The 25,243-nt window shown below is 44.5% G+C and carries 20 protein-coding genes; 7 read left to right on the forward strand and 13 right to left on the reverse strand.

The window, feature by feature from the left end; genetic code table 11:
* Nucleotides 1-133: 133 nt before the first annotated feature.
* From LIX84_RS17035 to LIX84_RS17045, 3 genes are all read right to left on the reverse strand, one after another.
* The gene (locus LIX84_RS17035) at nucleotides 134-646 is read right to left on the reverse strand and encodes a hypothetical protein (RefSeq protein WP_012841922.1); all 513 of its coding nucleotides are present in this window, start codon (nucleotides 644-646) and stop codon (nucleotides 134-136) included.
* A gap of 206 nt (nucleotides 647-852) precedes the next feature.
* Nucleotides 853-1,758 (reverse strand): lysine exporter LysO family protein, encoded by a 906-nt coding sequence (locus tag LIX84_RS17040; RefSeq protein WP_006742620.1) that lies wholly within the window; start codon nucleotides 1,756-1,758, stop codon nucleotides 853-855.
* A gap of 152 nt (nucleotides 1,759-1,910) precedes the next feature.
* Entirely contained in the window at nucleotides 1,911-2,831 is a 921-nt protein-coding gene (locus LIX84_RS17045) for an HDOD domain-containing protein (RefSeq protein WP_005393212.1), read from the reverse strand.
* A gap of 369 nt (nucleotides 2,832-3,200) precedes the next feature.
* Between LIX84_RS17045 and LIX84_RS17050 the strand changes: the two genes are divergently transcribed.
* Nucleotides 3,201-3,788 carry a TfoX/Sxy family DNA transformation protein gene (locus LIX84_RS17050; RefSeq protein ID WP_005393210.1) on the forward strand — a complete coding sequence of 196 codons (588 nt, stop codon included), beginning with the start codon at nucleotides 3,201-3,203 and terminating at the stop codon, nucleotides 3,786-3,788.
* Nucleotides 3,789-3,978: 190 nt separating this feature from the next.
* On the opposite strand, the gene LIX84_RS17055 is transcribed toward LIX84_RS17050, so the two are convergent.
* The 3 genes from LIX84_RS17055 to LIX84_RS17065 all read right to left on the reverse strand — a co-directional run bounded on the left by LIX84_RS17055 (nucleotide 3,979) and on the right by LIX84_RS17065 (nucleotide 7,251).
* Entirely contained in the window at nucleotides 3,979-4,527 is a 549-nt protein-coding gene (locus LIX84_RS17055; RefSeq protein WP_226421811.1) for a hypothetical protein, read from the reverse strand.
* Between the two features lie 289 nt (nucleotides 4,528-4,816).
* On the reverse strand, nucleotides 4,817-5,314 hold the full coding sequence (locus tag LIX84_RS17060; RefSeq protein WP_012841921.1) for a response regulator: 498 nt from the start codon (nucleotides 5,312-5,314) through the stop codon (nucleotides 4,817-4,819).
* Nucleotides 5,311-7,251: an ATP-binding protein gene (locus tag LIX84_RS17065; RefSeq protein WP_226421812.1), complete on the reverse strand. Its 1,941-nt coding sequence runs from the start codon at nucleotides 7,249-7,251 to the stop codon at nucleotides 5,311-5,313. Before LIX84_RS17065 ends, LIX84_RS17060 begins: the two co-directional genes overlap by 4 nt.
* Before the next feature lie 186 nt (nucleotides 7,252-7,437).
* Between LIX84_RS17065 and LIX84_RS17070 the strand changes: the two genes are divergently transcribed.
* The 3 genes from LIX84_RS17070 to LIX84_RS17080 all read left to right on the forward strand — a co-directional run bounded on the left by LIX84_RS17070 (nucleotide 7,438) and on the right by LIX84_RS17080 (nucleotide 11,354).
* Nucleotides 7,438-8,706: a DUF945 family protein gene (locus LIX84_RS17070; protein ID WP_005393205.1), complete on the forward strand. Its 1,269-nt coding sequence runs from the start codon at nucleotides 7,438-7,440 to the stop codon at nucleotides 8,704-8,706.
* A gap of 138 nt (nucleotides 8,707-8,844) precedes the next feature.
* Nucleotides 8,845-9,939 carry a 3-phosphoserine/phosphohydroxythreonine transaminase gene (gene serC / locus LIX84_RS17075; protein WP_005393203.1) on the forward strand — a complete coding sequence of 365 codons (1,095 nt, stop codon included), beginning with the start codon at nucleotides 8,845-8,847 and terminating at the stop codon, nucleotides 9,937-9,939.
* A gap of 83 nt (nucleotides 9,940-10,022) precedes the next feature.
* On the forward strand, nucleotides 10,023-11,354 hold the full coding sequence (locus tag LIX84_RS17080; RefSeq protein ID WP_226421813.1) for a D-serine ammonia-lyase: 1,332 nt from the start codon (nucleotides 10,023-10,025) through the stop codon (nucleotides 11,352-11,354).
* Between the two features lie 97 nt (nucleotides 11,355-11,451).
* On the opposite strand, the gene cydC is transcribed toward LIX84_RS17080, so the two are convergent.
* From cydC to trxB, 3 genes are all read right to left on the reverse strand, one after another.
* Nucleotides 11,452-13,173 carry a heme ABC transporter ATP-binding protein/permease CydC gene (gene cydC / locus LIX84_RS17085; RefSeq protein ID WP_226421814.1) on the reverse strand — a complete coding sequence of 574 codons (1,722 nt, stop codon included), beginning with the start codon at nucleotides 13,171-13,173 and terminating at the stop codon, nucleotides 11,452-11,454.
* Nucleotides 13,166-14,953 (reverse strand): heme ABC transporter permease/ATP-binding protein CydD, encoded by a 1,788-nt coding sequence (gene cydD / locus LIX84_RS17090; protein ID WP_139060751.1) that lies wholly within the window; start codon nucleotides 14,951-14,953, stop codon nucleotides 13,166-13,168. Before cydD ends, cydC begins: the two co-directional genes overlap by 8 nt.
* Nucleotides 14,954-15,056: 103 nt before the next feature.
* Complete coding sequence (trxB, locus tag LIX84_RS17095; protein ID WP_005393195.1) at nucleotides 15,057-16,016, reverse strand: thioredoxin-disulfide reductase; 960 nt, start codon at nucleotides 16,014-16,016, stop codon at nucleotides 15,057-15,059.
* Nucleotides 16,017-16,375: 359 nt separating this feature from the next.
* Between trxB and LIX84_RS17100 the strand changes: the two genes are divergently transcribed.
* Together LIX84_RS17100 and LIX84_RS17105 are read left to right on the forward strand one after the other, a co-directional pair.
* A complete protein-coding gene (locus LIX84_RS17100; protein ID WP_226421875.1) occupies nucleotides 16,376-17,032 on the forward strand; it encodes a 2OG-Fe dioxygenase family protein in 657 nt (218 codons plus the stop codon).
* A complete protein-coding gene (locus LIX84_RS17105) occupies nucleotides 17,016-18,251 on the forward strand; it encodes a cysteine desulfurase-like protein (RefSeq protein WP_006742611.1) in 1,236 nt (411 codons plus the stop codon). The genes LIX84_RS17100 and LIX84_RS17105 overlap by 17 nt, the downstream gene beginning before the upstream one ends.
* A gap of 95 nt (nucleotides 18,252-18,346) precedes the next feature.
* On the opposite strand, the gene LIX84_RS17110 is transcribed toward LIX84_RS17105, so the two are convergent.
* Nucleotides 18,347-19,171: a DUF2797 domain-containing protein gene (locus tag LIX84_RS17110; protein ID WP_005393189.1), complete on the reverse strand. Its 825-nt coding sequence runs from the start codon at nucleotides 19,169-19,171 to the stop codon at nucleotides 18,347-18,349.
* A 336-nt stretch (nucleotides 19,172-19,507) separates the two neighbouring features.
* Here LIX84_RS17110 and LIX84_RS17115 point away from each other — a divergent pair, with 336 nt between their 5' ends.
* A complete protein-coding gene (locus LIX84_RS17115) occupies nucleotides 19,508-20,845 on the forward strand; it encodes a GGDEF domain-containing protein (protein ID WP_226421815.1) in 1,338 nt (445 codons plus the stop codon).
* A 141-nt stretch (nucleotides 20,846-20,986) separates the two neighbouring features.
* Here LIX84_RS17115 and LIX84_RS17120 read toward each other — a convergent pair whose 3' ends face one another.
* The 3 genes from LIX84_RS17120 to LIX84_RS17130 form a co-directional block, all read right to left on the reverse strand.
* Nucleotides 20,987-22,357: an SLC13 family permease gene (locus LIX84_RS17120; protein ID WP_005395853.1), complete on the reverse strand. Its 1,371-nt coding sequence runs from the start codon at nucleotides 22,355-22,357 to the stop codon at nucleotides 20,987-20,989.
* Nucleotides 22,358-22,576: 219 nt separating this feature from the next.
* Nucleotides 22,577-23,311, reverse strand: a complete 735-nt coding sequence (locus tag LIX84_RS17125) for a SanA/YdcF family protein (protein WP_031780501.1) — start codon at nucleotides 23,309-23,311, stop codon at nucleotides 22,577-22,579.
* Between the two features lie 154 nt (nucleotides 23,312-23,465).
* Entirely contained in the window at nucleotides 23,466-25,154 is a 1,689-nt protein-coding gene (locus LIX84_RS17130; protein WP_005395857.1) for an NAD-dependent malic enzyme, read from the reverse strand.
* Between the last annotated feature and the right edge of the window lie 89 nt (nucleotides 25,155-25,243).

Here is a 25,243-nt window from a genome sequence, read left to right on the forward strand (position 1 = left end):
GTCCCGTTTTAATTGTTGAAACCCATGTTGCTGAAATGAAAATTTTAGGTGAGGGCTACAATCTTCGCATTAAAAAATCGTTGATTTTAATATGTTAAAACACTCGGCGTTTTCGAGCATCCTCAACGATTAATTAATCACACTTCTGCTTTTCAATCTTCTCTATTGACTGATTGTACTTATTAAGCGCGGTATCAATTTGTTGTGGATGGCTAAGCAGGTCGGCGAATGCTGAACGGAGTTCGTAGTTTTTTGGATGGTTAGTCGATTGACGGTCACTAAACGTTTGTTTTGCGACTTCACCTAACTTATCACTTCGGCTTGCTAGCTGCTTAACGTCGTGTTGTTCTAATTTTAGCCATGCTTCGATTGGCTGTTCTGTTGCAACACGGCTAGGATCGTTCTCTAGAAAATAGTGCACTGCTTCACGGTTTAATTCAAAGTGATGTTTACGGCCGTCCAAGAACCACTGGCTAACTTCTTTTAGATCTGGATACTGGGTAACCGTCAAATCGACAAGATCTTGATACCACTGTAGTGAGGCATCAACATAGCCGTCGTATTTGCTTGCAAGACATTGTTGATCTGCGGCAAACGTAAAAGTTGAGCTTGTAGCGAGGAGCGCTGCAACGACAAAGCGTTTCATTCTTCTTCCTTCTGGTTGTTATCCCTTTATTAACGCAAGGCACATAAGTTGATGTTTCACCCTTCTTTCTCTTTAGTCGTGATAAATCATTGGGCTAATTGACAAAAAGAAAGCGGATTATTGCCAAAATCTTGATCACTTTGACGTTAACTGGGTATTTGAATTTTTGCCGTATTGTAATGGATGTTAAAGCGAAAACCTGAGATCTAGCTAGCAAGTGATACAAAGAAAAGCATCATAACTGGTACCAGTAAACTCAAAATAAACCCACTAACGATGGCGACTGGGACACAACGCACACCACCTGTAGTCTGAATAACAGGTAGGGTAAAGTCCATTGCTGTTGCACCTGCATAACCAATTGCTGTGCACGGATAGCTGCGAATAAAGAGAGGAATGGCTACCAGCGCGACCAGCTCTCTCATCAATTCGATCAGGAAAGATGCTCCCCCAAACACGGGGCCAAAAGCGTCTCCCATCAAAATTCCTGCGAGTGAATACCAGCCAAAGCCTGAAGCCATCGCGAGGGCTTGATAGAGAGGAAGGTCCAAAAGTATCGCTGCAATAACGCCACCAAGCATACATGTTGCGATCACAACTGCCGCAATGGCCATACCCTGTTTATTTAATAGAATTTGGCGAAGAGTAAGACCACTATTGCGAAGCTGAATACCAATAAAAAATAGGAGCAGGAAGAGTATCCATTCGCTCGCTGTATCCACCCAACTTAAATCGATGGGTAACAGCAGACCAACTACTAGCCCGCCACCAACGACAACAATCAGCTTTACTGATTCTAAAGCCATCGAGGATAGTGGCAGCTTCTTTTGATTCTGATTGGTCTGGAGAGGAATAATCCTATCGATAATAGGCAGCGCCAACAGGTTACAGGTACTTAAACATAAAAAGAAAGTACTCGCATAGAGGAGAATACTCTGTAAGTTGCTACTTAAGTTATCGAGCGCTGCTAGGCTAAGTCCCATCAACGACAAAATGACGTAAATAAGGTAGGACGTTGATTGATTGATCTTCTCCAGTAACGAGGCTCGAGATATAGGAATTAGATACCCCACAACAAGTGGAGCGAAAATAAATAGCATCCCTGAGAACATAAAGCTCTATGATTCCTTTTTTGAGATAATACCAACACACATAAATTAAATTATTTATCGGTTGAAATTAGAGAGATATTTCACCAAATACCAAACGCTGCTCAGCCTTGAGCGAATCGTTTATCGCGAATTAGGTGTGAGAAAACGATAAATTACAAGCCGCTAGCACTTAGCACTGCACGTATTTGGTCATTGAAGTCAGTATCACTCATATTGCTGAGTTCATACAAGACCTCTGCACCTGTTAAGTTGAATTCAACTTCGTGTTCATCAATGCGTTCATCATGATTGCGGAACATCAATAGGTGATGCGCGATTCTTGCAATGTCTAAATAACTCACTTCCGGTCGCGTTTGCTCGTACTTCTCGTTTGAGGAGACCTCTCTAAAGTCATTGTCAAATCCCCAGCGCTCGAGCACCAGTTTGCTTGTTGCTGAACAACGAGTTTGGAAGATTTGCAACGCAATTTCAGGATCTAGGTAATTGCCTCTATCTAAGTACAGGTGGTACTCGTTAATTAGACAAAACAAACCGATATCGGCTAGCAGACCAACCAGCAATGCTTTTTCTTGCTCCAAGTGCCCATAAGTACCTGGCTCGTGTTTACGAAACGCTTGAACCAATATCACCATGACGGCACCGAGTTCTCGGGATACCGCTGCACTTTTCACCAAGATGGCATTACATTCTTTGGTTAAATTTACTGAATGTTTAAGTTGTTCAATCGCTTGTGCGGTAACAATATCACGCACGCGCAGTATACCAAGGCGAGATACCGCGGTAGTTAAGTCGTTGCAGGTAATGTTTCTGCGATTGAAAATTACAGAGTTTGCTACTCGCAGAACGACCGCCGCCAAGCCGGGATCTTCTAACAAACAGTTAGCAACATCTGAAATAGTGGTGTGTTCTTCGACACATAACTGCTGAATTTTAAGCACGACATCAGGAATAGGGGGTAATGAAATCTTACCCGTTGAGATGGACTGTTCTACCAGCTGAGCAAACTCGGATTCCAGTGCGTTTATAAGCTTATCTTTATTATTTGGCAGCCAAAAAAATGATAAATGTTCCATTGTGACGCTGTACTTGAGATCTTTCGTACAGTGTACCCTTACAGCGTATTCTTTATCAATTAAATGCGTATCACGTGCTCGTAATTGCCAGCGAGATCATAATGATGGCGTGTTTTGGGCATGCCGTGCGTCAAAAAAATATCACCACATGAATAATAAGTGTGAAACTAATCACGTATGCTGAATATATACTTTTTTATATGTGACCTATGTCCTAACTTATTTTTCAACGTTAAGTATGATTAAGCAAGTTGGTGAGCACAACTCACAAAAATATCGCCAACAAATCGACATTTATAATTCGCTATAAGCTGCTGTTTATCTGGTGACATCGCTAATCGGGGTAATTTATTCAGATTAAAGAGGTCAATGGACATGACAGACCAAGCTTTTTTTAAATATGTACGCAACTTTAGTGAGTATCAAAAACGTTCTATGTTCGGTGGTATCGGTTTATTCACCGATGATGCTATGTTTGCGCTTGTCAGCAATGATTGCTGCTACTTACGTGGTGGTAATGGATTGGACGAAGTGTTTACTCAACTGAATTGCGAAAAATATAAGCACGTCAAAAAACAGACGACGGCAACCGTAAATTATTATGACGTAACAGATTTGTTTGAATCCGGATATGCAGGACTCGATGAACTGGTACAAAAATCAATTGAATACTCAATTAAGGAACGAAAATATCAAAAGTCTTCTGCCAGTAGACGTTTGAGAGATCTGCCAAATATGCAGTTAACTCTTGAGCGAATGGTCAAGAAAGCAGGTGTTGATGACGTAGAAACCTTTTTAGAACTTGGACCTGTAAAAGTCTTCAACAAAGTTAAAGTGGCTTATGGCAATGACGTTGATGTTAAGTTGCTTTGGAAATTCGCTGGTGCCACTGACGGTGTTCATTGGAAACTGATTCAAGAGCCGCGTAAAAAGCAGTTACTGGCGCTGTGTGAGTAAGCAAGCTGAACGCACGATGATTGACTCGTTTTGATGGAGTTAGCGGGTCGTAAAGGCAAGTGTTGAAAGCGGAAAAAGGACATTGAAGTTTTTGACCACTTCATTGAGTTAGTCATTAGATTAGACAAAAAACCGAGGCATGGGCCTCGGTTTTTGTTTTTTAATTTGCTCTTTTCTTAAAGCACAAATCTTAAAACTTAAAACGCGTGGTGAACATTACCTGATCACCATAAAAGTCGTTGATACGCGCTTCAGCACCTAGAGAGAAAAGCTCAGTTGAGTGGAAACGCGCGTATGCTGCACCGGTCCAGTCGTCATCGTTATCAATAGAAACGTAGCCGACTTTGCCGCCTACTTCTAATTGAGGACCTAACCATTGACGAACACCTAAGTTCAGTTCCATACCTACGTCAGTGCTGCTATCGCTTGAAGGTTGTACAACGCGCATTAGCATTTCACCTGTAAGGTCAGCCCAGTTGTTTAGTGGCGAATGAAAGCCAAAACCAGCGGCTGAGTCAAAATCACTTTCAAACTCAGAGTCGATACGAGCAATAACATGTGCGTTAGGGTGAATTGATTTGCTGAATCCAGCACCAAATGTCACAGGACTTGCGCCAATACGTGCTTCGAAATAGTCGTAGCTAAAGTTGCTCATAGTTGCTGGCGCATTGCGGTCGTTTGCGGCTAGGGCATGGTTTGATGCCACTAGTAAGGCAGCGGCTAATAGTGTTTTACGCATAACTAACGATAAACCTTGTTCATTATTTCCATGGATTCAAGCAACCACTTGAACCGTAATCTGATTTGTCCGACATCATAATAAAAAGGAAGGTCCACGACCAACAAAAATGTGTCGATGTTTTGTCAATTAACTTAATAGTTAGTGGGTTTAAGCAAAAACTACGCCATATACATAACGTCTAAGAGCATCAATCGGATAAATAGTGATGCTTTTCCGTACTCGCGCTATTGCGCGAAATAACGTGGATCAGCTGGCTTTGGTGACATTCAAGCTAGAGCCACGCATATTACTCGCCGAAGCTTGCTCTGCGTTCAGCCATGGCATTGAGGATCGCCTCAGAATCAAGGACTTGAGTCCAAGATAGTAAGTTATCATCATTTGCAATCATAAAAGCAGTAAGCTGAGACACGATTGCTTTTCTCAACTCTTCACCTCTCCATGGTTTGGCTATGTAATAGTCCAGACTTGCGTTATTGACGGCCTCAACGGTGTCTTCTAAGCCGGCTTGTCCTGTAAGTAAGACTTTGCGGGCCGCTTTTGTGTCACCATTTTGACTGAGTTCGATTAAGAAGCTAATCCCAGTTTGCTCCGGCATAATGTGGTCGCATAAAATGAGCGCAAGCTGAACTTCCTCTTCCGCCATCTCCTCGATCACTTGCCTTGCTTCAGTGACTGATTCCGCTCCCTCGACAATAAAATGTTCCTCAAAGGGAGCGAGATCCTGGAGCACGCTATCCAAGACTTCTCGTTCGTCATCGACACATAAAATTAAATACTTGGTCATATTTCATCTCCTTTTTCGATGACTGGTAACCAGACTGTCATTCGTGTGAACTTGTCGAGCTCTGATTCGACGTCAATCCATCCTTTATGTGCTGTCACGATTTGCTGGCAGATGGACAGTCCAATGCCTAAACCAAAGTTGCCTTCTTTTTTCGTCGTGAAGTTGAGCTCGAAAATGGTTTCTCTTTGCGATTCAGGAATGCCACACCCATTATCTTCAAATGAGATAACGGCGTAATGTGTATGATCTTTTTCTGCAAGACGTGTTTGTATTTTTAAAACGCCTTTTTCCGGAAATGCATCAATGGCGTTAGAGACCAAATTCGTCCATACCTGTTGGAGCGCGATTGGTTGACAAAGGATAGGAGGTAAATCCGCATAATCAGTGGAAACCTGATGCATTTTTAGTTTGTTTTCGAAGATCACCAAGGTGTCTTCAATACCTTCATGAATATCAGCATAGTGCTGGGTCTCATCATCTGAGCGTGCGTAACCTTTAAGGCTTTTCACCATATCTGCAATTCGCGCAGCACAGACGTTAATCGAGCGAAGAGTGGAACCTGCTTTGTGGTATTGCTCAAGAGTATCGAGAACATGAGAAGACACTTGCTGTTTTTTCGTTAGTTGAGTGAGTAACTCGTGATCTGACTCTAGCCCAAGGTTCACCACTTTCTTAGCCAGTGTTCGGTCTGGAAGGGCATGATTAAGTGCTTTAACGCGTGATCTGAGCTCTGCGGTTGAAGCGGGTTTTGCGGTTTGAGCTTTGCTCAGTAACTCAATGCCTTTGATTTGTATATCGGAACTGGGTACTTCGTTAAGTAATCGTGCAAGCGTATGCGTTAAATTCTCTACGCCCCTCAATATCGCTGCTATCGGATTATTTAGTTCATGCGCCACGCCCGCAACCAACTGGCCGAGCATCGCCATTTTTTCTCTTTCAATGAGTTGCTGGTGGGCAGACTCCAGCGATTCGAGCGTTTTTTGAAGTTGCAGCTTGGTGTTGATGCTTCTTTGTAATCGGCGGTTGAAGTGGCGTAAAAGCAAGTTTGTAAAAAGAGGCAGCAAGTTTGAGTCGCTTTGCATCACTTTATTGAATACGTTGCGATCGAGTTTGATGACCTCTGTCTTTGTCAGCGTTAGGGCTGTCGAGAAAGAACATTCCCCAGTAACAAACGACATGCCTCCGACAATATTACCTTTGTTATGGCGTACAACCTCTCGCTGCATGCCTTGTTCATCGCGCTTGTACAGAGCCACTTCACCATCGGTAATAAACCACAAAAAGCTATTTGGCTCGCCTTCTACGGTTAATAGGTGTTCAGTTGAATAGGTGCGGCACGCTCTTGTTTCGTCGTTATCTTTGAAAAACTGCTGGAGAGCGGAGATCACTTGCTCGGCTAACTCGGCATCAGACATCGAGTGGTAGTCGTGTAAAAAGCCCGCTTGATAATGGCTCATCTGATTATTGATGTGCGCTCGCAACAAGCTGTGATGATCCAATATCTGACTGTAACTTAGCAGGTCTTCTTTACCGTTTCGCAAGATAAATTGGGTCAGCTCTTTTTGCACTGTGTTAAATAAGACGTGATCTGGCAAAGGTTTTGTGAGGCAGTGGTCGAGCCTGCCTTCATTAACGGCAGTGAGAATTGCGTCGATATCAGACGAGCAGCTAATAAGAATTTTTCTTGCTTGCTCGGTATGCGGCATCCGGTCTAAACCAATAAGAAAATCCACGCCATTAAAATGAGCGTGATGGCTCGCTATAACTAAAGCAACAGTCTGCTCTCTTTCCTCTAGATACTCTAAAGCGCTTTGAGCCTCTTCTATCGATTCGACAGAAAAAATATCAAACTTACTTGAGAAGGCAGACAGCTCCAATCGAAACTGTTCAGCACTGATTGGGTTGTTGTCGAGACACAACACAGCATAACGATTCACAGATGTTTTAGCTCCGGTTAAAACTTCGCCACGCAAACTTTAACAATAAAAGGACATGATGAGTGGGAGCCAAGTATGATTCCTGATTAATGGACTAGAATAAGCATCAATAGTCTGATTTGTCTCAATGTTTTCTCCGCAGAAGGTTTGGGGTAGACTGACCGAAAATACCTAATAAGTGACGTTATGCAAAATCTTAAAAAAATCGGCGCCATTGGTGGTGCTATCTCATTAGCGCTGTGTTGGCCATTGGCTGTCGGACAAATTGGTCAGTCCATCATTGAAGATGGTATTACCAATATGAATGATGAAATGATTAAAGGCGAGGTGGTTGAGTATCAGCGTGGCTATTTGTCTTCAGTCGTGCTGACTCGTTATTCAGTTGTTGATCCTGAGCTTAAAACGCAGCTAGAGCGTGATGGTATGCCAACGACGTTTGACGTAACCAGTGATGTTAGCCACGGTCTAACAAGCCTAACAGCAGATTCAAAATTGGTGGACAATGACTTTTTGCCTCTCACGATGCACAGTCAGACTCAACTAAATGGCAACACGGCATTCACCCTTGACCTAGACAGTTGGCATTATCGTAACGAAGCGCAAGGTGTTTCTGTTTCTACAAGCCCTGCAAAAGTGACAGGGGATGTGACGGTATTGGGTGATCTCAATTACCAAGTTTCTGTTCCTTCTGTTCAAGTGGATTTTGAAAACGGTGAAGAGCTTCATCTGAATGCATTGACAGGTCAGGGTAAAGGTAAGCAAGCAAAAGGCTATTGGCTGGGTGAGCAATCTTTTTCTCTAGAGAAGCTGGATGTGGTTGATTCGAATTTAACGCCTGTCTTTTTGATTGAGAATGCAAGTTACCGCGGCAACACTACGATGAATGAGTCTGGTGATAAGCTGAACAGTCAGCTGAACCTAGATGCTAAGAAACTGCGTTTAACTGATGGTACGGATGTCGATAACTTTAAGTTGGATTTCTCAATTGCAGATGTGGATAGCCAGTCATTTGACCAAATTATGTCTATCTATCAAAGCTCTCCAATGTTAGACGAGCAGGAAATTGCGAGCTTATTGCCGCATGTTGACACGCTGTTTAGCAAAGGCTTTGATTTATCAGTGAATGAGCTTTCACTTGCGTTTGGTGACGGTAAGTTCCATAACGAGTGGCAATTATCCATTCCTGAAGGTACTGACCACATTACTCAAGACCCAATGAAGTTGATGACGGCGACTACTGGTGAGCTCAGCACTTACTTCTCTGACGAATTAGTGACGCACTACCCATTTATTCAAGAAGGAATTGATGAGCTGCTCATCATGGAGCTGATCGAGAAAGTTGAGGGCGGTTATCAACTCAAAGCAGAAATCGGTGAAGGCAAATTGAAGTTCGAAAATGGACATGAGTTCCCATTGGTGGCACTACTTATGCCTGCCTTGATGCAACAACAGTAGCCAAGTATTGTTGCGGAATTAATCCAATTTAACGCTTAGTCTTTAAAAAGAGGTCGTAAGACCTCTTTTCTTGTTTTTATCGCTGCGAAAACGTGATATTAATTTCGTAATATTTACATAGCAGGAGCAATGAGCATCATGGAACAAAATACGGACAACGTATTTAACTTCAGTGCAGGGCCAGCGGGTCTGCCGAAAGCAGTCATGCAGCAAGCACAACAGGAACTAATCGATTGGCAAGGCCTTGGTACTTCGGTCATGGAAATTAGCCATCGAAGCAAAGAGTTCATCAAAGTTGCAGAAGAAGCCGAGCAAGATTTACGAGATCTTCTGAATATTCCGGACAACTATAAAGTGCTGTTCTGCCAGGGTGGTGCTCGTGCTCAGTTTGCTGCTGTTCCTCTAAACCTACTTGGTGATGCCGAGACGGCAACTTACATCGACGGTGGTTATTGGGCTGAAAGTGCGGTAGCTGAAGCGAAGAAATACTGCGAGCCAGACGTATTTGATGCAAAAACAGAAATCAACGGAAAAGTAGCCGTTCTACCTGCAAACGAATGGAAAATTGCTCCAGAAGCGGCTTACGTGCATTTCTGTCCAAATGAAACCATTGACGGTATCGAGATTAACGATCTTCCTGTCACCGACAAACCAATTGTTGCTGACATGTCTTCGACGATTCTTTCTCGTGAGATTGATGTATCGAAATACGGTGTGATTTATGCGGGCGCTCAGAAAAACATTGGCCCTTCAGGCATTGCTATCGCTATCGTGCGCGACGACTTGTTAGGTATGGCGAAGCAGGTACTGCCAAGTATCTTGGATTACACTGTTCTGGCTGAGAAAGAATCAATGTTCAACACGCCACCAACCTTTGCATGGTACCTGTCTGGCCTAGTTTTCAAATGGTTGAAGGCGCAGGGTGGGGTAAAAGCGATCGAGCAAGTGAACCGCGCTAAAGCCGCACTACTGTATGATTACATCGATCAGTCTGATTTCTACCGTAATGGCGTGCACTCAGCAAACCGTTCTTTGATGAATGTGCCATTCCAACTTGCGAAACCTGAACTGGATGCGACGTTCCTTGAACTAGCCGATGCCAAAGGGCTGAAATCACTAAAAGGGCACCGAGCCGTTGGTGGTATGCGAGCTTCCATTTATAACGCCATGCCGCTAGAAGGTGTACAAGCGTTGGTCGATTTTATGCAAGAGTTTGAGAAAAACTACGCATAAAATCAAATTCACTGTTATTCATGAAAGCGTCGCAATTGCGGCGCTTTTGTTTATCTCAACTCACATCACTCCAGGAAGGTAAAATGACCAAGGCGAATATTGAAGCGCTGATCAAGCAGTTCCCACTCTTGGCGCCACTTATCGATCTTAAGGAGGTCTGCTGGTTTAACCCAAACATAACCTCTTTAGCAGAAGGTTTGCCTTATGTGGGGCTAGATGAAAAAGATATTCAAGCTGCGAGTGAACGGCTAGCACGATTTGCGCCTTATTTGATGAAAGCGTTTCCCGAAACGGAAGCTTCGCATGGCATCATTGAGTCTTCTGTGGTGGATGTTCCCAAGATGAAAGTGCGTTTGGAGCAGCAATACGACACGCCAATATTGGGCCGTTTAATGCTCAAAAAAGACAGTCATCTGCCAATTTCTGGTTCTATCAAAGCGAGAGGTGGCATTTATGAAGTGTTGACCCATGCAGAAAAGTTGGCGTTTGAAGCTGGCTTACTCTGCGAAACCGATGATTACAGCAAATTGTTCAGCAATGAGTTTCGGCAGTTTTTTAAGCAGTACAGTATTGCGGTTGGGTCAACGGGTAACCTCGGTATGTCCATTGGCATCATGAGTGCAAAGCTTGGTTTTTCAGTCTCGGTTCACATGTCTTCTGATGCGCGGGAGTGGAAGAAAAATAAGCTCCGGTCACATGGCGTCAAAGTGGTGGAGTACCAGCAAGACTATGGTGTTGCCGTTGAGCAAGGTCGTAAAGAAGCTGAGCAAGATCCTAACTGCTTCTTTATTGATGATGAAAACTCGCAGACGTTGTTTCTAGGTTACTCTGTTGCGGGTGAGCGTCTAAAGCAGCAGTTTGATGACTTGGGAATCGTGGTTGATGAGCATCATCCGCTCTTTGTTTGTCTACCCTGTGGTGTTGGCGGTGGGCCTGGTGGCGTGGCATTTGGTTTGAAAGTCGCGTTTGGTGATCATGTTCATTGTATTTTCGCAGAGCCAATGCACTCTCCGTGCATGTTGTTGGGCGTGCATACGGGCTTGCATGACGAGATTGCGGTACAAGATTTGGGTATCGACAACATGACCGCTGCTGATGGATTAGCAGTAGGGCGTGCGTCGGGATTTGTCGGTAGAGCGATGGAAAGGCTAATTGATGGCTTTTACACCATTGATGATGCTCGTATGTATCACCACTTGGGTGAGTTAAGTGAACTCGAAGGCATTAACCTAGAGCCTTCTGCATTAGCTGGTATGGTTGGGGCAGTGCACGTCTCGAATAACCATGCTTATCAGTCTCAAATGCAATTTGACGAAGAAAAACTCAGAAACGCAACGCATCTTGTTTGGGCAACAGGTGGAGGCATGGTTCCGGAAGACGAAATGGCGGCTTATCTCAAAAAATCAGGTCGGTAAATCAGCCCTGTATACGTACTTAACTAGGCAATTAACAATACAGGAATAACAAAAGGGCTCATCGTTTGATGAGCCCTTCTCGTCACTGAATATCGAATTATAGAGACTGTAATAGCTGGTAGTAACGACCTTTCTGAGCGAGTAGCGTTGGATGATCGCCTTGCTCGATGATCTCACCTTGTTCCATCAAGCAGATGCTATCCATGCTTTCTAATTCTATTAGTCGGTGTGTAATGAATACCACTGTCTTATTAGCAAAGTGCTCATTGAAAAGCGCCATCACTTTCTGTTCCGTACGCTTATCGAGACCTTCAGTTGGTTCATCCAAGAGTAGGATTGGCGCATCACGTAGCAATGCGCGAGCGATACCGATTCGGCGTTTCTCTCCACCAGATAACTGACGACCACCGTCGCCTAACCAAGCGTCTAACCCTGGAGCCTCAAGAAGGCCACCAAGTTCGACTTTTTGAAGAATCTCAGACAGTCGATCATCACTTGCTTCTGGAGCGGCCATAAGTAAGTTGTCACGCAGTGTTCCATTCAGTACATCAACGCGTTGACTGACCACTGTCATTGCTTCTCGTAGGTCAGACTCGCTCCAATCTTGCAGTTTTGTACCACCGATTCGAACTTCACCTTGGTTAACATCCCAGTAGCGACAAAGAAGCTGAATCAGTGTTGATTTACCTGAACCTGTTTGACCTACAATCGCTGTTTTAGTGCCCAACGGTAGTGAGAGTGACAAGTCTTTCAGCACCTTTTGCTGACCGTCAGGGTAAGTGAAGTCAATGTTGTCGAATTCAATGTCTAACGTTGTGTCTTTATGTTTCGACTGCTCAGGGAAGACAACGTCAGGTTCAGCCAAAATTACTTCATTTAAACGACGAGCAGAAGTCAACGTTTGACCGAGATACTGGAATGCGCCCGCGATAGGCATCAGAATCTCAAAGCTCGCCATGGTTGCAAACGCAAACAGCGCAATCCAAGGATCAGGAGCACGACCACCTACGCCGTCTGCAGCAAACCAAAGCATCACAACCAGTGTAAGGCCGTTCACCAGCATAAGCAGGCCTGAAGCCATGCCCGTTAAATTCGCGTTCACAAACTGATTAGACAACAGCTGCTTTTGCTTCTCTAGAATGAGATTGCGATAACGCTCTTCTGCTCCAAAGATACTCAGTTCGCTGTAGCCTTGAAGCCAGTCCAAAGTCGCCACTCGCAACTGCGCTTTATGATGAGTGAGATTCTCGCCATTGTTTTTACCCAGTTTATAGAACAGCACCGGCCATACAAACAACATTACGGTAAGAATCGAACCAAGCAGCAGCGCGAGATGCCAATCAAAGAACGCCAGGACAGCCGTTAAACTCAATATGCCAAAAATGCCAATCACGACAGGGCTGATAAGTCGAAGATAAACGTGATCCATCGCGTCAACGTCCGCCACTAGGCGGTTGAGCAGATCAGCATCACGCATCGTAGAGACACGACCCGGAATCAGTGGTGCAAGTTTCTTAAAGAAGAAGATACGTAGATCGGTAAGTAACTTGAACGTCGCATTGTGGCTGACGACACGTTCTCCCCATCGACCTGCGGTTCGAGCCATTGCAGCGCCGCGTACCCCGGCACCTGGTAACATGTAGTTGAAGGTCTCACGAGCTACCGTCAAGCCTGCCACCGCTGCGGCTGAAATAAACCAACCCGATAGCGTTAATAGGCCAATAGATGCCGCTAAGGTTAGAAATGCCAATAGCATACCTAGAGAAAGACCAAACCAATGTTTCTTATAGAGTTTTAGATAAGGGAGTAAATCACGCATCTAAGTTCCCCTTGTCTGTTTCACGTTGTGCGAGGTTCGCTTCCAACATGTCTTTAAATAAGCCATCTTCTGTCGACAGTGTGTCGTAATCACCACGTTGAACAATCTGGCCGTCCTGCATAACAAGAATTTGCGATACGCTTTGTAAAGGTGCCAACTGGTGAGTAATCATCAAATTCGTTGTGGCATGTGCGTACTTGTTAATGCCTTCCATGACGAGTTTTTCACTACGAGCATCTAAGCTTGCGGTCGGTTCATCTAATAACCAAAAACGACCATTTTGTAGCATAGCGCGAGCCAACGCTAAACGCTGGGCTTGGCCGACAGATAAACCACCAGAGCGGTCAGATATCGGGTAATCCAACCCATGCATTTCAACAAATTCAGCAGCATGAGAGTCATTCAAAACAGAATGAACGTCTGCATCTTGAATGTTGTGTTTGCCTAACGTGACGTTATCTCGAATGCTGCCATGTAATAGCATCGGGTTTTGACCAATCCAGCTTACGGCCTCTCGCCATGTGGCGAGATCCAGTTGTGACAATTCACAACCATTAATCTTCAAGCTACCTTGATAAGGCATGAAACCGAGGATGGTGTTGACCAAGCTTGTTTTACCTGCGCCACTTGGTCCAACTAAAGCCGTACTTTTGTTGGCTTCAAGAGAGAAGGATAGGGGACCTGCGAGCTGCTTACCTTCCGGACTAAAAATGGTTAGCTCGTCCGCTTCAATATGGATAGGGCTGTTTTTATCTAACGCTTGGGTACCATCTTTGACTTGATCGACTTCCAAATCTAGAAACTCGACAATACTTTCTGCTGCGCCAACCGCTTGCTGTTTCGCATGGTAGAACGTGCCCAAATCACGTAATGGCTGATAAAACTCTGGCGCAAGAATCAGAATGAACAAACCAGCAAACAGCGTAACACCTGTGCCGTAGTAGCCGAAATCGAGCTCTCCGATATAACTAAAGCCAAAGTAGACGGCGGTAATTGCGATAGAAATGGAAGTGAAAAACTCTAAAACCGCAGAAGATAGAAACGCGATTTTCAGAACGTCCATGGTACGAGTACGAAAGACTTCCGAAGCACCCTTCAGAGTTTCAGTTTCAGATTTTGTTCTATCGAATAAGCGAATGGTCGTCATTGCTTGCAAGCGGTCATAAAAGTGACCGGACAAACGCTGCATCGCTTTAAAGTTTTTACGGTTTGCTTCTGCGGCTTTCATCCCAACCAGTGCCATGAAAATAGGCACCAGTGGTGCAGTGACTAGGAAGATCAAGCCTGCCGCCCAGTTTACTGGGAATACGACAACCAAAATAATGAAAGGCACTAATACCGATAATGACATCTGAGGCAAGTAGCGAGAGAAGAAATCTTGCATATCTTCTACCTGCTCTAAGATGAGCGTCGCCCAGCTGCCGGCAGGTTTGCCTTTGATGTAAGCTGGCCCAAGTTTATGAACTTTATCTAAAATGAGTTGGCGAATATAAACTCGAATTTGCTCACCGCAACGGTAACCGGCAAGCTCTCGACCCCAGGTACAAGCAGCTCGACCGATAACCGTGCCACCAAGCCCAACAAAATGCCAAATGAGGTCGGCTTTGTCGACTTGATCAATGATTAACTGGTGCAGAATGGAGGCGAGCAGGGCTGCTTGAGCCAATAAAAACACGCTTGAAAGTACGCCTAGGCCTATCGCAATCATAAGCCAGCGCTTGGCTAACTTACTTTGTTGCTTAAGCCACTTATTCAAGCTGCTTTGCTTTTTCTTATCCATCGTGAAGGCTTAATGATAATTGTTTTAATGAGGCGGTAGTATACAAAAGAAAACCCAGCGGGAATACCGCTGGGCTTTAAGGATATGACACAAATGTGAAAAGTTATTTGTCACCAAGTGAGTCTAAGAAACGCTCAGCATCTAATGCCGCCATACAACCTGTACCTGCAGATGTGATAGCTTGACGGTAGTTATGGTCCATAACGTCGCCAGCTGCAAATACACCTTCAATGCTAGTTTGTGTCGCGTTGCCTTCTAGGCCAGACTTAACGATGATGTAGCCATCTTTCATGTCTACTTGGCCTTCAAAGATTTGTGTGTTTGGCTGGTGGCCGATCGCAATAAACGCGCCCATCACTTCAAGGTCTTCAGTTGCACCTGTGTTGACGTCTTTAATACGAACGCCAGTTACGCCCATGTCGTCGCCAAGTACTTCATCGAGAGTTCGATCGGTATGAAGAACGATATTACCGCTTTCAACTTTATCCATCAGACGTTTCACAAGGATCTTCTCTGCACGGAATGAATCGCGGCGGTGGATCAGGTGAACTTCTGACGCAATGTTAGATAGGTAAAGTGCTTCCTCAACAGCAGTGTTACCACCGCCCACAACTGCAACTTTCTGATTACGGTAGAAGAAACCGTCACAGGTTGCACAAGCAGAAACGCCGCGACCTTTAAATGCTTCTTCAGACTCAAGGCCAAGGTATTTTGCTGATGCACCTGTAGAAATAATCAATGCGTCACATGTGTACTCGCCAGAATCGCCTTTTAAACGAAATGGGCGTTGTGATAGTTCTACTTCGTTGATGTGATCAAACACGATTTCAGTTTCGAAACGCTCGGCGTGCTCTTTCATGCGATCCATCAATGCAGGACCTGTCAGACCTTCAGCGTCGCCGGGCCAGTTTTCAACTTCAGTAGTGGTGGTTAGCTGACCACCTTGTTGCATTCCCGTCACAAGCACAGGGTTTAGGTTGGCACGCGCTGCGTAGACGGCAGCTGTGTATCCTGCTGGACCAGAACCAAGAATTAATAGTTTACAATGTTTTACGTCGCTCATTATGGCTCCAAAAAGGGCTGAACATTTCCCTCGATTGTATGGAAATTCTTAGTGCTTTAAAAGCATAAACAACGATTGTGATCGAATAATTGGTTATAGATTAGAACCCACTAAAGATTGATAAAGAACGTTGACTTCTAGCATAAAATTCTATTCGTAGTAGAGAAGTCTAGTTTCAAATATCGCCAAAGCGCAAAACTGAAACATGGTTCTGTATTTGTGCTTTGGATTGGTCTGTTATGTTGTTTTTGTTATTTTGTTGAAGCTATCAACGTTAAAAGCTGGCAATTGCAGAATATTTGCGTAACCTAGTGTGTGAATTAAATGTTAATTAATGTGCCTCATTAAAGGAGACAATGATGTTACATTCACGTGAGAATACTCTGCATTTAACACAGCTCAGCATGGCAGCAATTGAGCAGCTTTCCCCATCGTTTGAAGAACTGCCTCGTACCGAGCATGCAGATGGTCAGTATCGACTAAGACGTTATTCTGTGGTTGGTTTTGATAACGACAAAGTCATTGACTTAAACAAAAATAGCTTTGTTCAATCGTCTGATATCAACCGATTCCAAGGTGATGTTGTAAGACAATTTGAGCCGATTGAGAAGGATATTCTCACCAGTGATGGTTTCCGAGAAATGTGCGAATTGTTTGTCAATGTGAATCATCTGCCTAACGGCCAGGAAATAGAAATTCACCAGATTCGAATCACAGCGCTAGAAGAAGAAACTCAAGTGGCACCTGAAGGTGTACACCAAGACGGTTTTGATCATATTGCAATGGTTGGCGTAGGACGCCATAACATCATTGGTGGCGACATCATGCTGTACAGCAGTCATAACCAAGCCCCATTTTTCCGTAAGGTGTTAGAAACGGGTGAGGTTGCAATATTGGCAGACAGTAAACTGTGGCACAACGCGTGCCCAATCCGTTCTGTCATTGATGATGAAGCGGGTCATATGGATGTGTTTGTACTCACGGCTACGGATAAGCGCAATGAACTTCAATCTTAATCTGATCAGAGAGCAGTTTCCGGCACTCGCTCAATACCATAACGACAAACCTGTGACGTTTTTTGATGGTCCAGGCGGGTCACAGGTACCTCAATCAGTGCTAGACAGCATGGTGGGGTATTTAGGTCGTTTCAACGCCAACTTAGGCGGGCATTATTTTTCTAGCCAAAAGACGGTTGACGTGATGCAAAACGCACGCGAGTCAGCGCAAGCTCTGCTTAACGCGCCGTCATCTGGCAATATCGTCTTCGGTGCGAACATGACATCGTTAACCTTTCAGCTCAGCCGTGCGATTAGCCGAGATTGGCAAGAGGGAGATGAGATCATTGTTTCTGCTTTGGACCACTATTCGAATGTGTCCAGCTGGCAACAAGCGGCAGAAGATCAAGGCGTTATCGTTCATCAGGTTCGTATCAACGAAGATGATTGTACGTTGGACTTGGAGCATTTAAGCAGTCTTCTTTCTGATAAAACGCGCCTTGTAGCGGTGACCTATGCATCGAATACGACTGGTTCTATCGTGGATGTGCAGCGAGTAGTAAGCATGGCGCACAACGTCGGGGCACAAGTTTATGTGGATGCCGTTCATTACGCGCCGCATCACTTGGTTGATGTTCAAGCGTTGGGTTGTGACTTTTTAGCGTGCTCTGCTTACAAGTTTTTCGGCCCGCACGTTGGTATTGCTTACATTGCCGATCAGTGGCTGCACAGTATTCGTCCGTACAAAGTCGAGCCAGCAACCAATATTGGCCCAGGCCGATTTGAAACGGGGACGCAAAGTTTTGAAGGTCTTGCTGGTGTCGTTGCTGCGGTTGAGTATCTGGCTCAATTTGGTGAAGCCGGTTTACCTCTTCGTCAACGATTGGAACAAAGTTACCAGTTGTATGAACAACATGAGCAACGCTTGAGTGAGCGTTTCTTACAGCGTCTGAGTGCACTAGATGGTGTCAATCTATTTGGCATTGCGAAAGAAGATAGCCAGCTCCGCACACCAACTTTTGCGCTAACATTCGACCGATATTCTCCAGAGTTTATCGCGAAAACGCTGGGTGAACACAACATCTGTGTTTGGAACGGCCACTTTTATGCGCTGGGCTTAGTTCGTCAACTTGGTCTAGAAGAGTCGGGTGGTGTGGTACGAATTGGTTGCATGCATTACAACACAATAGAAGAAGTCGACATGTTGTTCGATGTACTAGAAAACATCCTTGATGCGTAACTGATTATATCTTCCTGATAGAAAAAAAAGCTCGAGTCAAACTCGAGCTTTTTCGTTTTTATTTCAACAAACCAGCTATATATATGTATATGCAGCTAGGCGCTTACTTCCACTTCATAGGAAGTGAATTTTCTTACGTTGATCACGCCAGTGTCAAAAATGAGGTATTGACCTTTGATGCCTTGCAAAGTGCCAGTAACAACCGGGTTTTTATCGAAATTATGCGAGGTGATCTTAGTTGGGTGCTGTTGCACCGGATAGCTAAGGTCGGTAATGCTTTCGCTTAATATTTCAATTGCATCTTCACCGAATTGCTGTTTTATCTCAGCAATCTTATCTTCGACTAAAGGTAATAGCTCAGCAAAACGATCTTGCAGTGCCATTGGTTCACCGTCGCCTTTCAGCAGTGTGCGCCAATTGGTTTTATCTGCGATATGTTTCGCCAGTTCAACTTCAATTAAACCGGAGATATGGCGAGTTTTTACCTTAAAAATTGGCAAACCCTGAGTCGCACCTTGATCAATCCAACGAGTTGGGATTTGCGTATGACGAGTGATACCAACTTTTAAGCTGGATGTATTGGATAGGTAGACAAAGTGATCCACCATGCAGTTCTCTTCGCCCCATTGTGGCTCGCGACAAGTCCCTTGGTCGTAGTGGCAAGTCTCTGGCTTCATGATGCACATATCGCAGCTTGCTAGCTTTTTCATACAGACAAAACAATGGCCTTGCGAATAACTCTTTTTCGTTTTCTTACCACATGAGCAACAAAAAATATTGCCCGTGTGAGTCAGTGTGAGCGTTTTACCCAGAAACGGCGATAGATCAATTTCTTCCTCACCAACAGGTAGACGGTAACTGACAGCACCGTCCAGAGATGCACGCATTTTATTTAGCGTACCAGTTGCAATTAATGACATGACATTACTCATTATTGTGTTTTTGCACAGTATATCCGAAGTGGTGATGAGATGCAGGGTTGACAGGCACATTAAAGCGAAATGTATCGCTCTGAAATGTTATGCACTGGCCTTCATGGGTTAGGAAATACGGCTGTGAAATGCTTCGCAAATAACAAGTGAACCGCATTTTTGAGAGATTTAAAAACGTGATAACGGTTCAAAACACGTTACCATGTATCGAAAGTAAGAACGAAAGCTAAAAGTAATTTTGTTTCTTGATAAATGACTTTGTTTGAAGTTAGAAAAATCATTGAGTACATTGTGTTGTATATAAGCTGAGCAGGTCACTCGCCCATGAAGTGGATCCATAAATTTATCTTTGCCCTCTCTATTTGCACTATTAGTTTGGTTGCGCTTTATAGTGTTCTTGGCGATACACGAAAGCTGACCATTACACCAGAACATTTCAATATCTATGCGACTAAAGACGCCAGCGAAGGTGGCTTGAGTGAGGCTGATATTTTTTACGATAAGCAAAGCCTAGTTCTCAGCTGTGACTTAAAGCAAAGCTCGTATGCTTGGCCTTATTGCGGAATCTCTGTTTATACCGATTCCACAACGCCAACACAGGGGATTGACCTTTCCAATTACCATACGATTCGATTGAAAGTGAGATATGAAGAGGCGGGGGTGGGGCCCAATCCGAGCCATGATTTGCGTTTATATCTGCGCAACTATAACCCTGAGTATTCCAAACCAGACGACGAGTACACGATTAAATACAATGGCATGCAGTTTTCTCCGTCCGGTTCAAACGACATCATCGAAATTCCGATTAAAAATTTACAGGTGATGACGTGGTGGTTAGTAGACAACAAAGTCGCGATTGAACACTCTGCACCTGAATTTTCAAACATCACACGTATTGATATCGCGACCGGATCTGGTGCGGCACTTGGTGAGCACAAAATTGTGATTGATAAAATTGAGTTTGAAGGCGCTTACCTTGCACAAGAAACGTTACTGTATGCGCTCTTACTCTCTTGGATGGCGCTTGGACTGGCATTTTCGCTGCACGAATTACGAAAAAATCGAGTCGCTTATGAAAAAGCGAAAAAACGTCATCGTCATTTAGAGAAGGTGAATGGTACGTTGCGAGCTCAAAACTATGAGTTTGCAGAGTTGGCGCATCGCGATGCGTTGACGGGAGCGATGAACCGTCACGCAGTGCAGCACTGGCTTGAGCAGCAATCACGGCAAGTTCGCTGGGGGCATAGTACATTCAGTATCCTTTATATGGATTTGGATAAATTTAAGAAGGTGAATGACAAATTTGGGCACCAAATGGGGGATGACATATTGCGCGAATTTGTCATGGTGGTGGCAAGTTCCATCTACCCAGATGACCGACTTGTTCGCTGGGGGGGAGAAGAGTTTGTTGTATTTTGCCCTGACACCAATATTGAGCAAGCTGTGAAGAAGTCGGAAATGATTCGCAAAAATGTGGAGAGTCATTTGTGGGTACACGGTGAATCATTAACATGCAGCATTGGCGTCGCCCAAATGCAAAATGAACGTGTCTCAGAAACCATGGCGAGAGCAGACGAAGTGCTTTACCAAGCGAAGCGCAATGGTCGTAACCGGGTCGAGGTTCATTATGGTTTGCTTGCCTGCGAAAGGAAGCAAGCCTAACGATTCGTAACTCAAAGGAATAAAAAAAGGTGGCCAACTGGCCACCAAGAGGGAAACTGCTGAACACCACTTAGGGGGAAGTTTGGGTCATCGATATGATTACCGTGAGCAGCAGTGTAGTGCTAATCGAACTTGCTGTTTTTACCAGAACAACCAAGCGAAAAGCGTTAGTGCAGCAATACAGGCAATGTTTAAGACGAAGCCAATTCGCATCATTTCTTTTTGCTTGATATGACCCGTACCGAACACAATCGCGTTTGGAGGTGTTGCAACTGGTAACATAAATGCACAAGATGCAGCGACGGCAATCAATGCAGAGAGAATGACCGGAGACATGCCTAAGGCCTCTGCGATGGTTGCAAATACAGGGACCAGCAGTGCAGCACTGGCGGTGTTACTTGCAAACTCAGTCAAGAAGACAACAAAAGCAACCACTGCAAGAATCGTTAGAAGAATACCGGCTTGCTCAAGGAAGCCTGACAAGCTATGAGCCAAAAATACGCTTGTTCCGGTTGCTTTTAGGACGTTACTCAAACAGATGCCACCACCAAATAGGATTAACACACCCCAGTCGGTTGTTTTCTCAATATCTTTCCACTCTACAGCGCGAGAAGCACCAAGTAGAAGGATCGCGCCAATGGCTACAAGAGTATCGAACTTAGCGAAGCCACCCAGCATAGCGTTAATAGGCTTACTGAAAATCCACAACGTGACTGTCAGTAAGAAAATCGCCAGCGTAATCATTTTGCCGTTTGTCCACTCGACTGGTTGATGGTCAAGGTCAAACTTGTGGCTAAGGTCAGGCTTAGTCATGGTGTACAAAACGAGAATAGCGATTGGCATTAGTACTAATGAGATAGGCACACCGAGCTTCATCCACTCAGTAAAACTTAGGCCGACTTCAGCTGCTGCAATGGCGTTTGGTGGGCTACCAACCAGCGTTGCAATACCACCAATCGAAGCGCTGTAAGCGATGCCGAGCAGAACAAACAAAAAGGTATTGTGATTTTTCTTCGCGTCTAGCTTTGTCATCACACCCAGTACAAGGGGCAGCATCATAGCGGCAGTGGCGGTGTTTGAAATCCACATCGACAGGCCAGCACTAACACCAAATAGCATGAATACAGCGACAGACATTTTGCCTCGTGCGAGTAACAGCACTTTATCAGCAATAGCTTGGTCTAACTTCTGTTTATGCAAAGCCGCAGCAAGTGCAAAACCACCTAAGAATAGAAAGATGATGGAGTTGGAGAAGTTGTTCAGCGCGGTCTGAGTGTTAAACACGCCTAAAAATACCGCAAGTAATGGTATAAGCAGCGCGGTTATGCTGACGTGAATCGCTTCGGTTAGCCAAAGAATAGCAACAAAAACTAAGATGCTTAGGCCGGTTACTACTTGTGGCTCAAAGGGTAGGGTATTAAACAAGATAATGAACAATACGATATTCGCGTTCAAAATCATGCTGTTGCGAGTGAAGAACCAGTTCTTCAATGTCACAGCGAGTGCGGTCATGGGTAGTGCTCCTTTTGCATTGCCTTTTGTCGGTTTTTTTATGGCAAAGTAACTGACTTGTAGTTATTTATTGATTAAATGTTACTTGGAATGCAAAAAAGAGTTTTGCCTGAATCGTAGAGCAAATTAGAAAATGTGATGTTGAGAATTGGAAATGGGTAGAAAACTACCCATTTGTTTTATAGAAATGTTATTAACCTTGTGAGCTGCGTTGTTCCTCTATTCGACGGGAACTTGCAGAGGCTCATTAGAGATTTTTTCAGGCTCTTTTACTGCAACGATAGGTTCTTGAGGACCAAGAAACTTGGGCTGCGTATTAATAATGTAGAGGTCTAAAAAGGCTTTCACACGGGCGAGCAACTCTCGAATACGCATTGATGTTTTTTGTTTGTTTGTCGTAGGTCCTGCTACCGCAAGACACTGCGCATCAATGTTGTAAGCATCGGCAATAAACAGCGCTCGCTCACAATGAAAGCGCTGAGTCACAATCAGAAAGCGCTCCGAAGCAAAAATCTTTTTCGCCCTCACAATCGAATCTAGAGTACGAAAGCCAGCATAATCAAGGTGAATCACTTCCTCAGGCACGCCGGCTTTAAGTAAGTCGCGTTTCATCGTCCACGGTTCGTTGTAGGAGCGATGGGCGTTATCGCCACTCAATAAAAACTGTTTTACTTTGCCTTGGTTGTAAAGCTCAATCGCCGCATTAATGCGATGAGTGTAGTAAGTGTTGAGGATCTTACCGATGTATTTACTGGTACCGAGAACCACAGCAACCTCATGTTGAGGTATTTGTTCGTATTCAGTGAAAATGCTTTCTTTGGCTTGTAAAACCACCCACCGGTCGATGGCAATAACAGAAACAAGCAGACTAAGTACAGAGATCGACAAAATCAAAGCAAGTCGCTTCCAGGAAAATTTCAGCTTCCACTTTGATCTTATGCGAGAAAACAACAAAACGTTTTATATCCTTAACTAAAAATGTAGTTCTCATCATATCTGATAGAAACAAAAAGAGAGAAGCCCATTTATGCCAAAATCTGGTTAGGATGATAAAAAAATAAAAGCCCCTACATGGTAGGGGCTAATTATTAAACGAAATGTCTCAAGCTTAAAACGCAGTGCGTTTGTAGCGACGGTAAACCGGTTGCCAGAACGATTGCTCAATCGCTACGTTTAATGCTTCATCAGTAATTTCTAATGCCACACCTTGTTCGATTGCCTTCTTACCAACAGCAAACGCGATTTTTTTCGATACCGAGTGAATCTCTTCCAACGGTGGAAGTAGTGCACCACGACCGTTGATTGCTAGAGGAGAGCATGTTGCGAGCGCACGGCTCGATTCCATTAGCATTTCGTCGGTGACACGTTTTGCGTTTACAGCAAGTACACCAAGGCCAATGCCAGGGAAGATGTAGCTGTTGTTACATTGTGCAATAGGGTAAGTGCGACCTTCATGAACCACAGGCTCAAATGGGCTACCTGTTGCAACCAGTGCTTCACCATTTGTCCAACGAATGATGTCGTTCGGTGTCGCTTCCACGCGGCTTGTTGGGTTAGACAGTGGGAAGACAATCGGACGCTTACAGTGTTTATGCATTTCTTCGATGACTTCTTGGCTAAATAGGCCAGGAGCACCAGAAACACCAATCAGTACCGTTGGTTTGGCGTTACGCATAACGTCGAGGAGTGAGAAGCCATTTCCTTCATTTTCCCACTCTTTCGTATTGGTATGTTTCTGCACCAGGCGTTGTTGGAAATCAAGAAGGTTAGGCATACCTTCTTGTAACAGACCCCAACGGTCAACCATGTAAACTTGTGAGCGAGCTTGCTCGTCAGAAATCCCTTCCGATACCATTTGTGCGATGATCGCTTCTGCGATACCGCAACCAGCAGAGCCAGCGCCCAAGAAGGTGATACGCTGTTTAGACAGCTGAGTGCCTGCTGCTTTACAGGCTGCAAGTAGAGAGCCAACAGTAACGGCCGCCGTGCCTTGAATATCATCATTGAAGCAGCACACGCGATCTTTGTAACGCTCAAGAAGAGGCATCGCATTTTTCTGAGCAAAGTCTTCGAACTGGATCAAGGCATCAGGCCAACGGCGCTGTACTGCTTGAATAAACTCTTCTACAAATGCATCGTATTCTGCACCCGTAATACGAGGGTGACGCCAACCCATGTACATCGGATCAGCTAAACGTTGCGGGTTATTGGTACCCACATCAAGCACGATTGGTAGCGTGTAAGCAGGGCTGATACCACCACACGCGGTATAAAGTGACAGTTTACCAATAGGAATACCCATGCCGCCGATACCTTGGTCACCCAAGCCAAGGATACGTTCACCATCTGTCACAACAATCACTTTAACGTTGTGGTTTGCTGCATTATTCAGCAAGTCGTCAATACGGTCACGGTTCGGATATGAAATGAATAGACCACGACCACGGCGGTAAATGTTAGAGAAGTTTTCACATGCTGCGCCGACAGTTGGCGTGTAGATGATAGGCATCATCTCAGAAATGTGGTTTTGCACTAGGCGGTAATACAGTGTTTCGTTGGTGTCTTGGATATTACGCAGATAAATGTGCTTATCCATATCGCTTTCGAAACTCTTGTATTGCTGGTAGGCACGTTCCACCTGCTCTTGGATTGTTTCGGTAGACTCTGGAAGCAAGCCTTCTAAGTTGAATGAACTACGTTCTTCAGCAGAGAATGCACTGCCTTTGTTCAAAAGAGGGGTTGCTAAAAGAGCCGGACCCGCATATGGAATATATAGTGGGCGTTTATCGTTGTTCATTGGGTGCCTTATGTAGGGTTGAAGGATGCGCACCAAATTTTAACGGGTTCACCATTTAGTTGTAAACATGCGTTGATGCACATCAATGT

The sequence above is a fragment of the Vibrio sp. E14 genome (assembly GCF_020515785.1).
GTDB classification, from domain to species: Bacteria; Pseudomonadota; Gammaproteobacteria; order Enterobacterales; family Vibrionaceae; genus Vibrio; species Vibrio diabolicus.

Excerpts from the sequence above, each read along its gene's own strand:
- LIX84_RS17130 (WP_005395857.1), bottom strand. The coding sequence starts at position 25,154 with ATGAACAACGATAAACGCCCACTATATATTCCATATGCGGGTCCGGCT.
- LIX84_RS17115 (WP_226421815.1), top strand. The coding sequence starts at position 19,508 with ATGAAGTGGATCCATAAATTTATCTTTGCCCTCTCTATTTGCACTATT.
- LIX84_RS17080 (WP_226421813.1), top strand. The coding sequence starts at position 10,023 with ATGACCAAGGCGAATATTGAAGCGCTGATCAAGCAGTTCCCACTCTTG.
- LIX84_RS17120 (WP_005395853.1), bottom strand. The coding sequence starts at position 22,357 with ATGACCGCACTCGCTGTGACATTGAAGAACTGGTTCTTCACTCGCAAC.
- LIX84_RS17110 (WP_005393189.1), bottom strand. The coding sequence starts at position 19,171 with ATGTCATTAATTGCAACTGGTACGCTAAATAAAATGCGTGCATCTCTG.
- LIX84_RS17045 (WP_005393212.1), bottom strand. The coding sequence starts at position 2,831 with ATGGAACATTTATCATTTTTTTGGCTGCCAAATAATAAAGATAAGCTT.
- LIX84_RS17040 (WP_006742620.1), bottom strand. The coding sequence starts at position 1,758 with ATGTTCTCAGGGATGCTATTTATTTTCGCTCCACTTGTTGTGGGGTAT.
- LIX84_RS17060 (WP_012841921.1), bottom strand. The coding sequence starts at position 5,314 with ATGACCAAGTATTTAATTTTATGTGTCGATGACGAACGAGAAGTCTTG.
- LIX84_RS17050 (WP_005393210.1), top strand. The coding sequence starts at position 3,201 with ATGGACATGACAGACCAAGCTTTTTTTAAATATGTACGCAACTTTAGT.
- trxB (WP_005393195.1), bottom strand. The coding sequence starts at position 16,016 with ATGAGCGACGTAAAACATTGTAAACTATTAATTCTTGGTTCTGGTCCA.
- LIX84_RS17035 (WP_012841922.1), bottom strand. The coding sequence starts at position 646 with ATGAAACGCTTTGTCGTTGCAGCGCTCCTCGCTACAAGCTCAACTTTT.
- LIX84_RS17070 (WP_005393205.1), top strand. The coding sequence starts at position 7,438 with ATGCAAAATCTTAAAAAAATCGGCGCCATTGGTGGTGCTATCTCATTA.
- cydC (WP_226421814.1), bottom strand. The coding sequence starts at position 13,173 with ATGCGTGATTTACTCCCTTATCTAAAACTCTATAAGAAACATTGGTTT.
- LIX84_RS17055 (WP_226421811.1), bottom strand. The coding sequence starts at position 4,527 with ATGCGTAAAACACTATTAGCCGCTGCCTTACTAGTGGCATCAAACCAT.
- serC (WP_005393203.1), top strand. The coding sequence starts at position 8,845 with ATGGAACAAAATACGGACAACGTATTTAACTTCAGTGCAGGGCCAGCG.
- LIX84_RS17105 (WP_006742611.1), top strand. The coding sequence starts at position 17,016 with ATGAACTTCAATCTTAATCTGATCAGAGAGCAGTTTCCGGCACTCGCT.
- LIX84_RS17100 (WP_226421875.1), top strand. The coding sequence starts at position 16,376 with ATGTTACATTCACGTGAGAATACTCTGCATTTAACACAGCTCAGCATG.
- cydD (WP_139060751.1), bottom strand. The coding sequence starts at position 14,953 with ATGGATAAGAAAAAGCAAAGCAGCTTGAATAAGTGGCTTAAGCAACAA.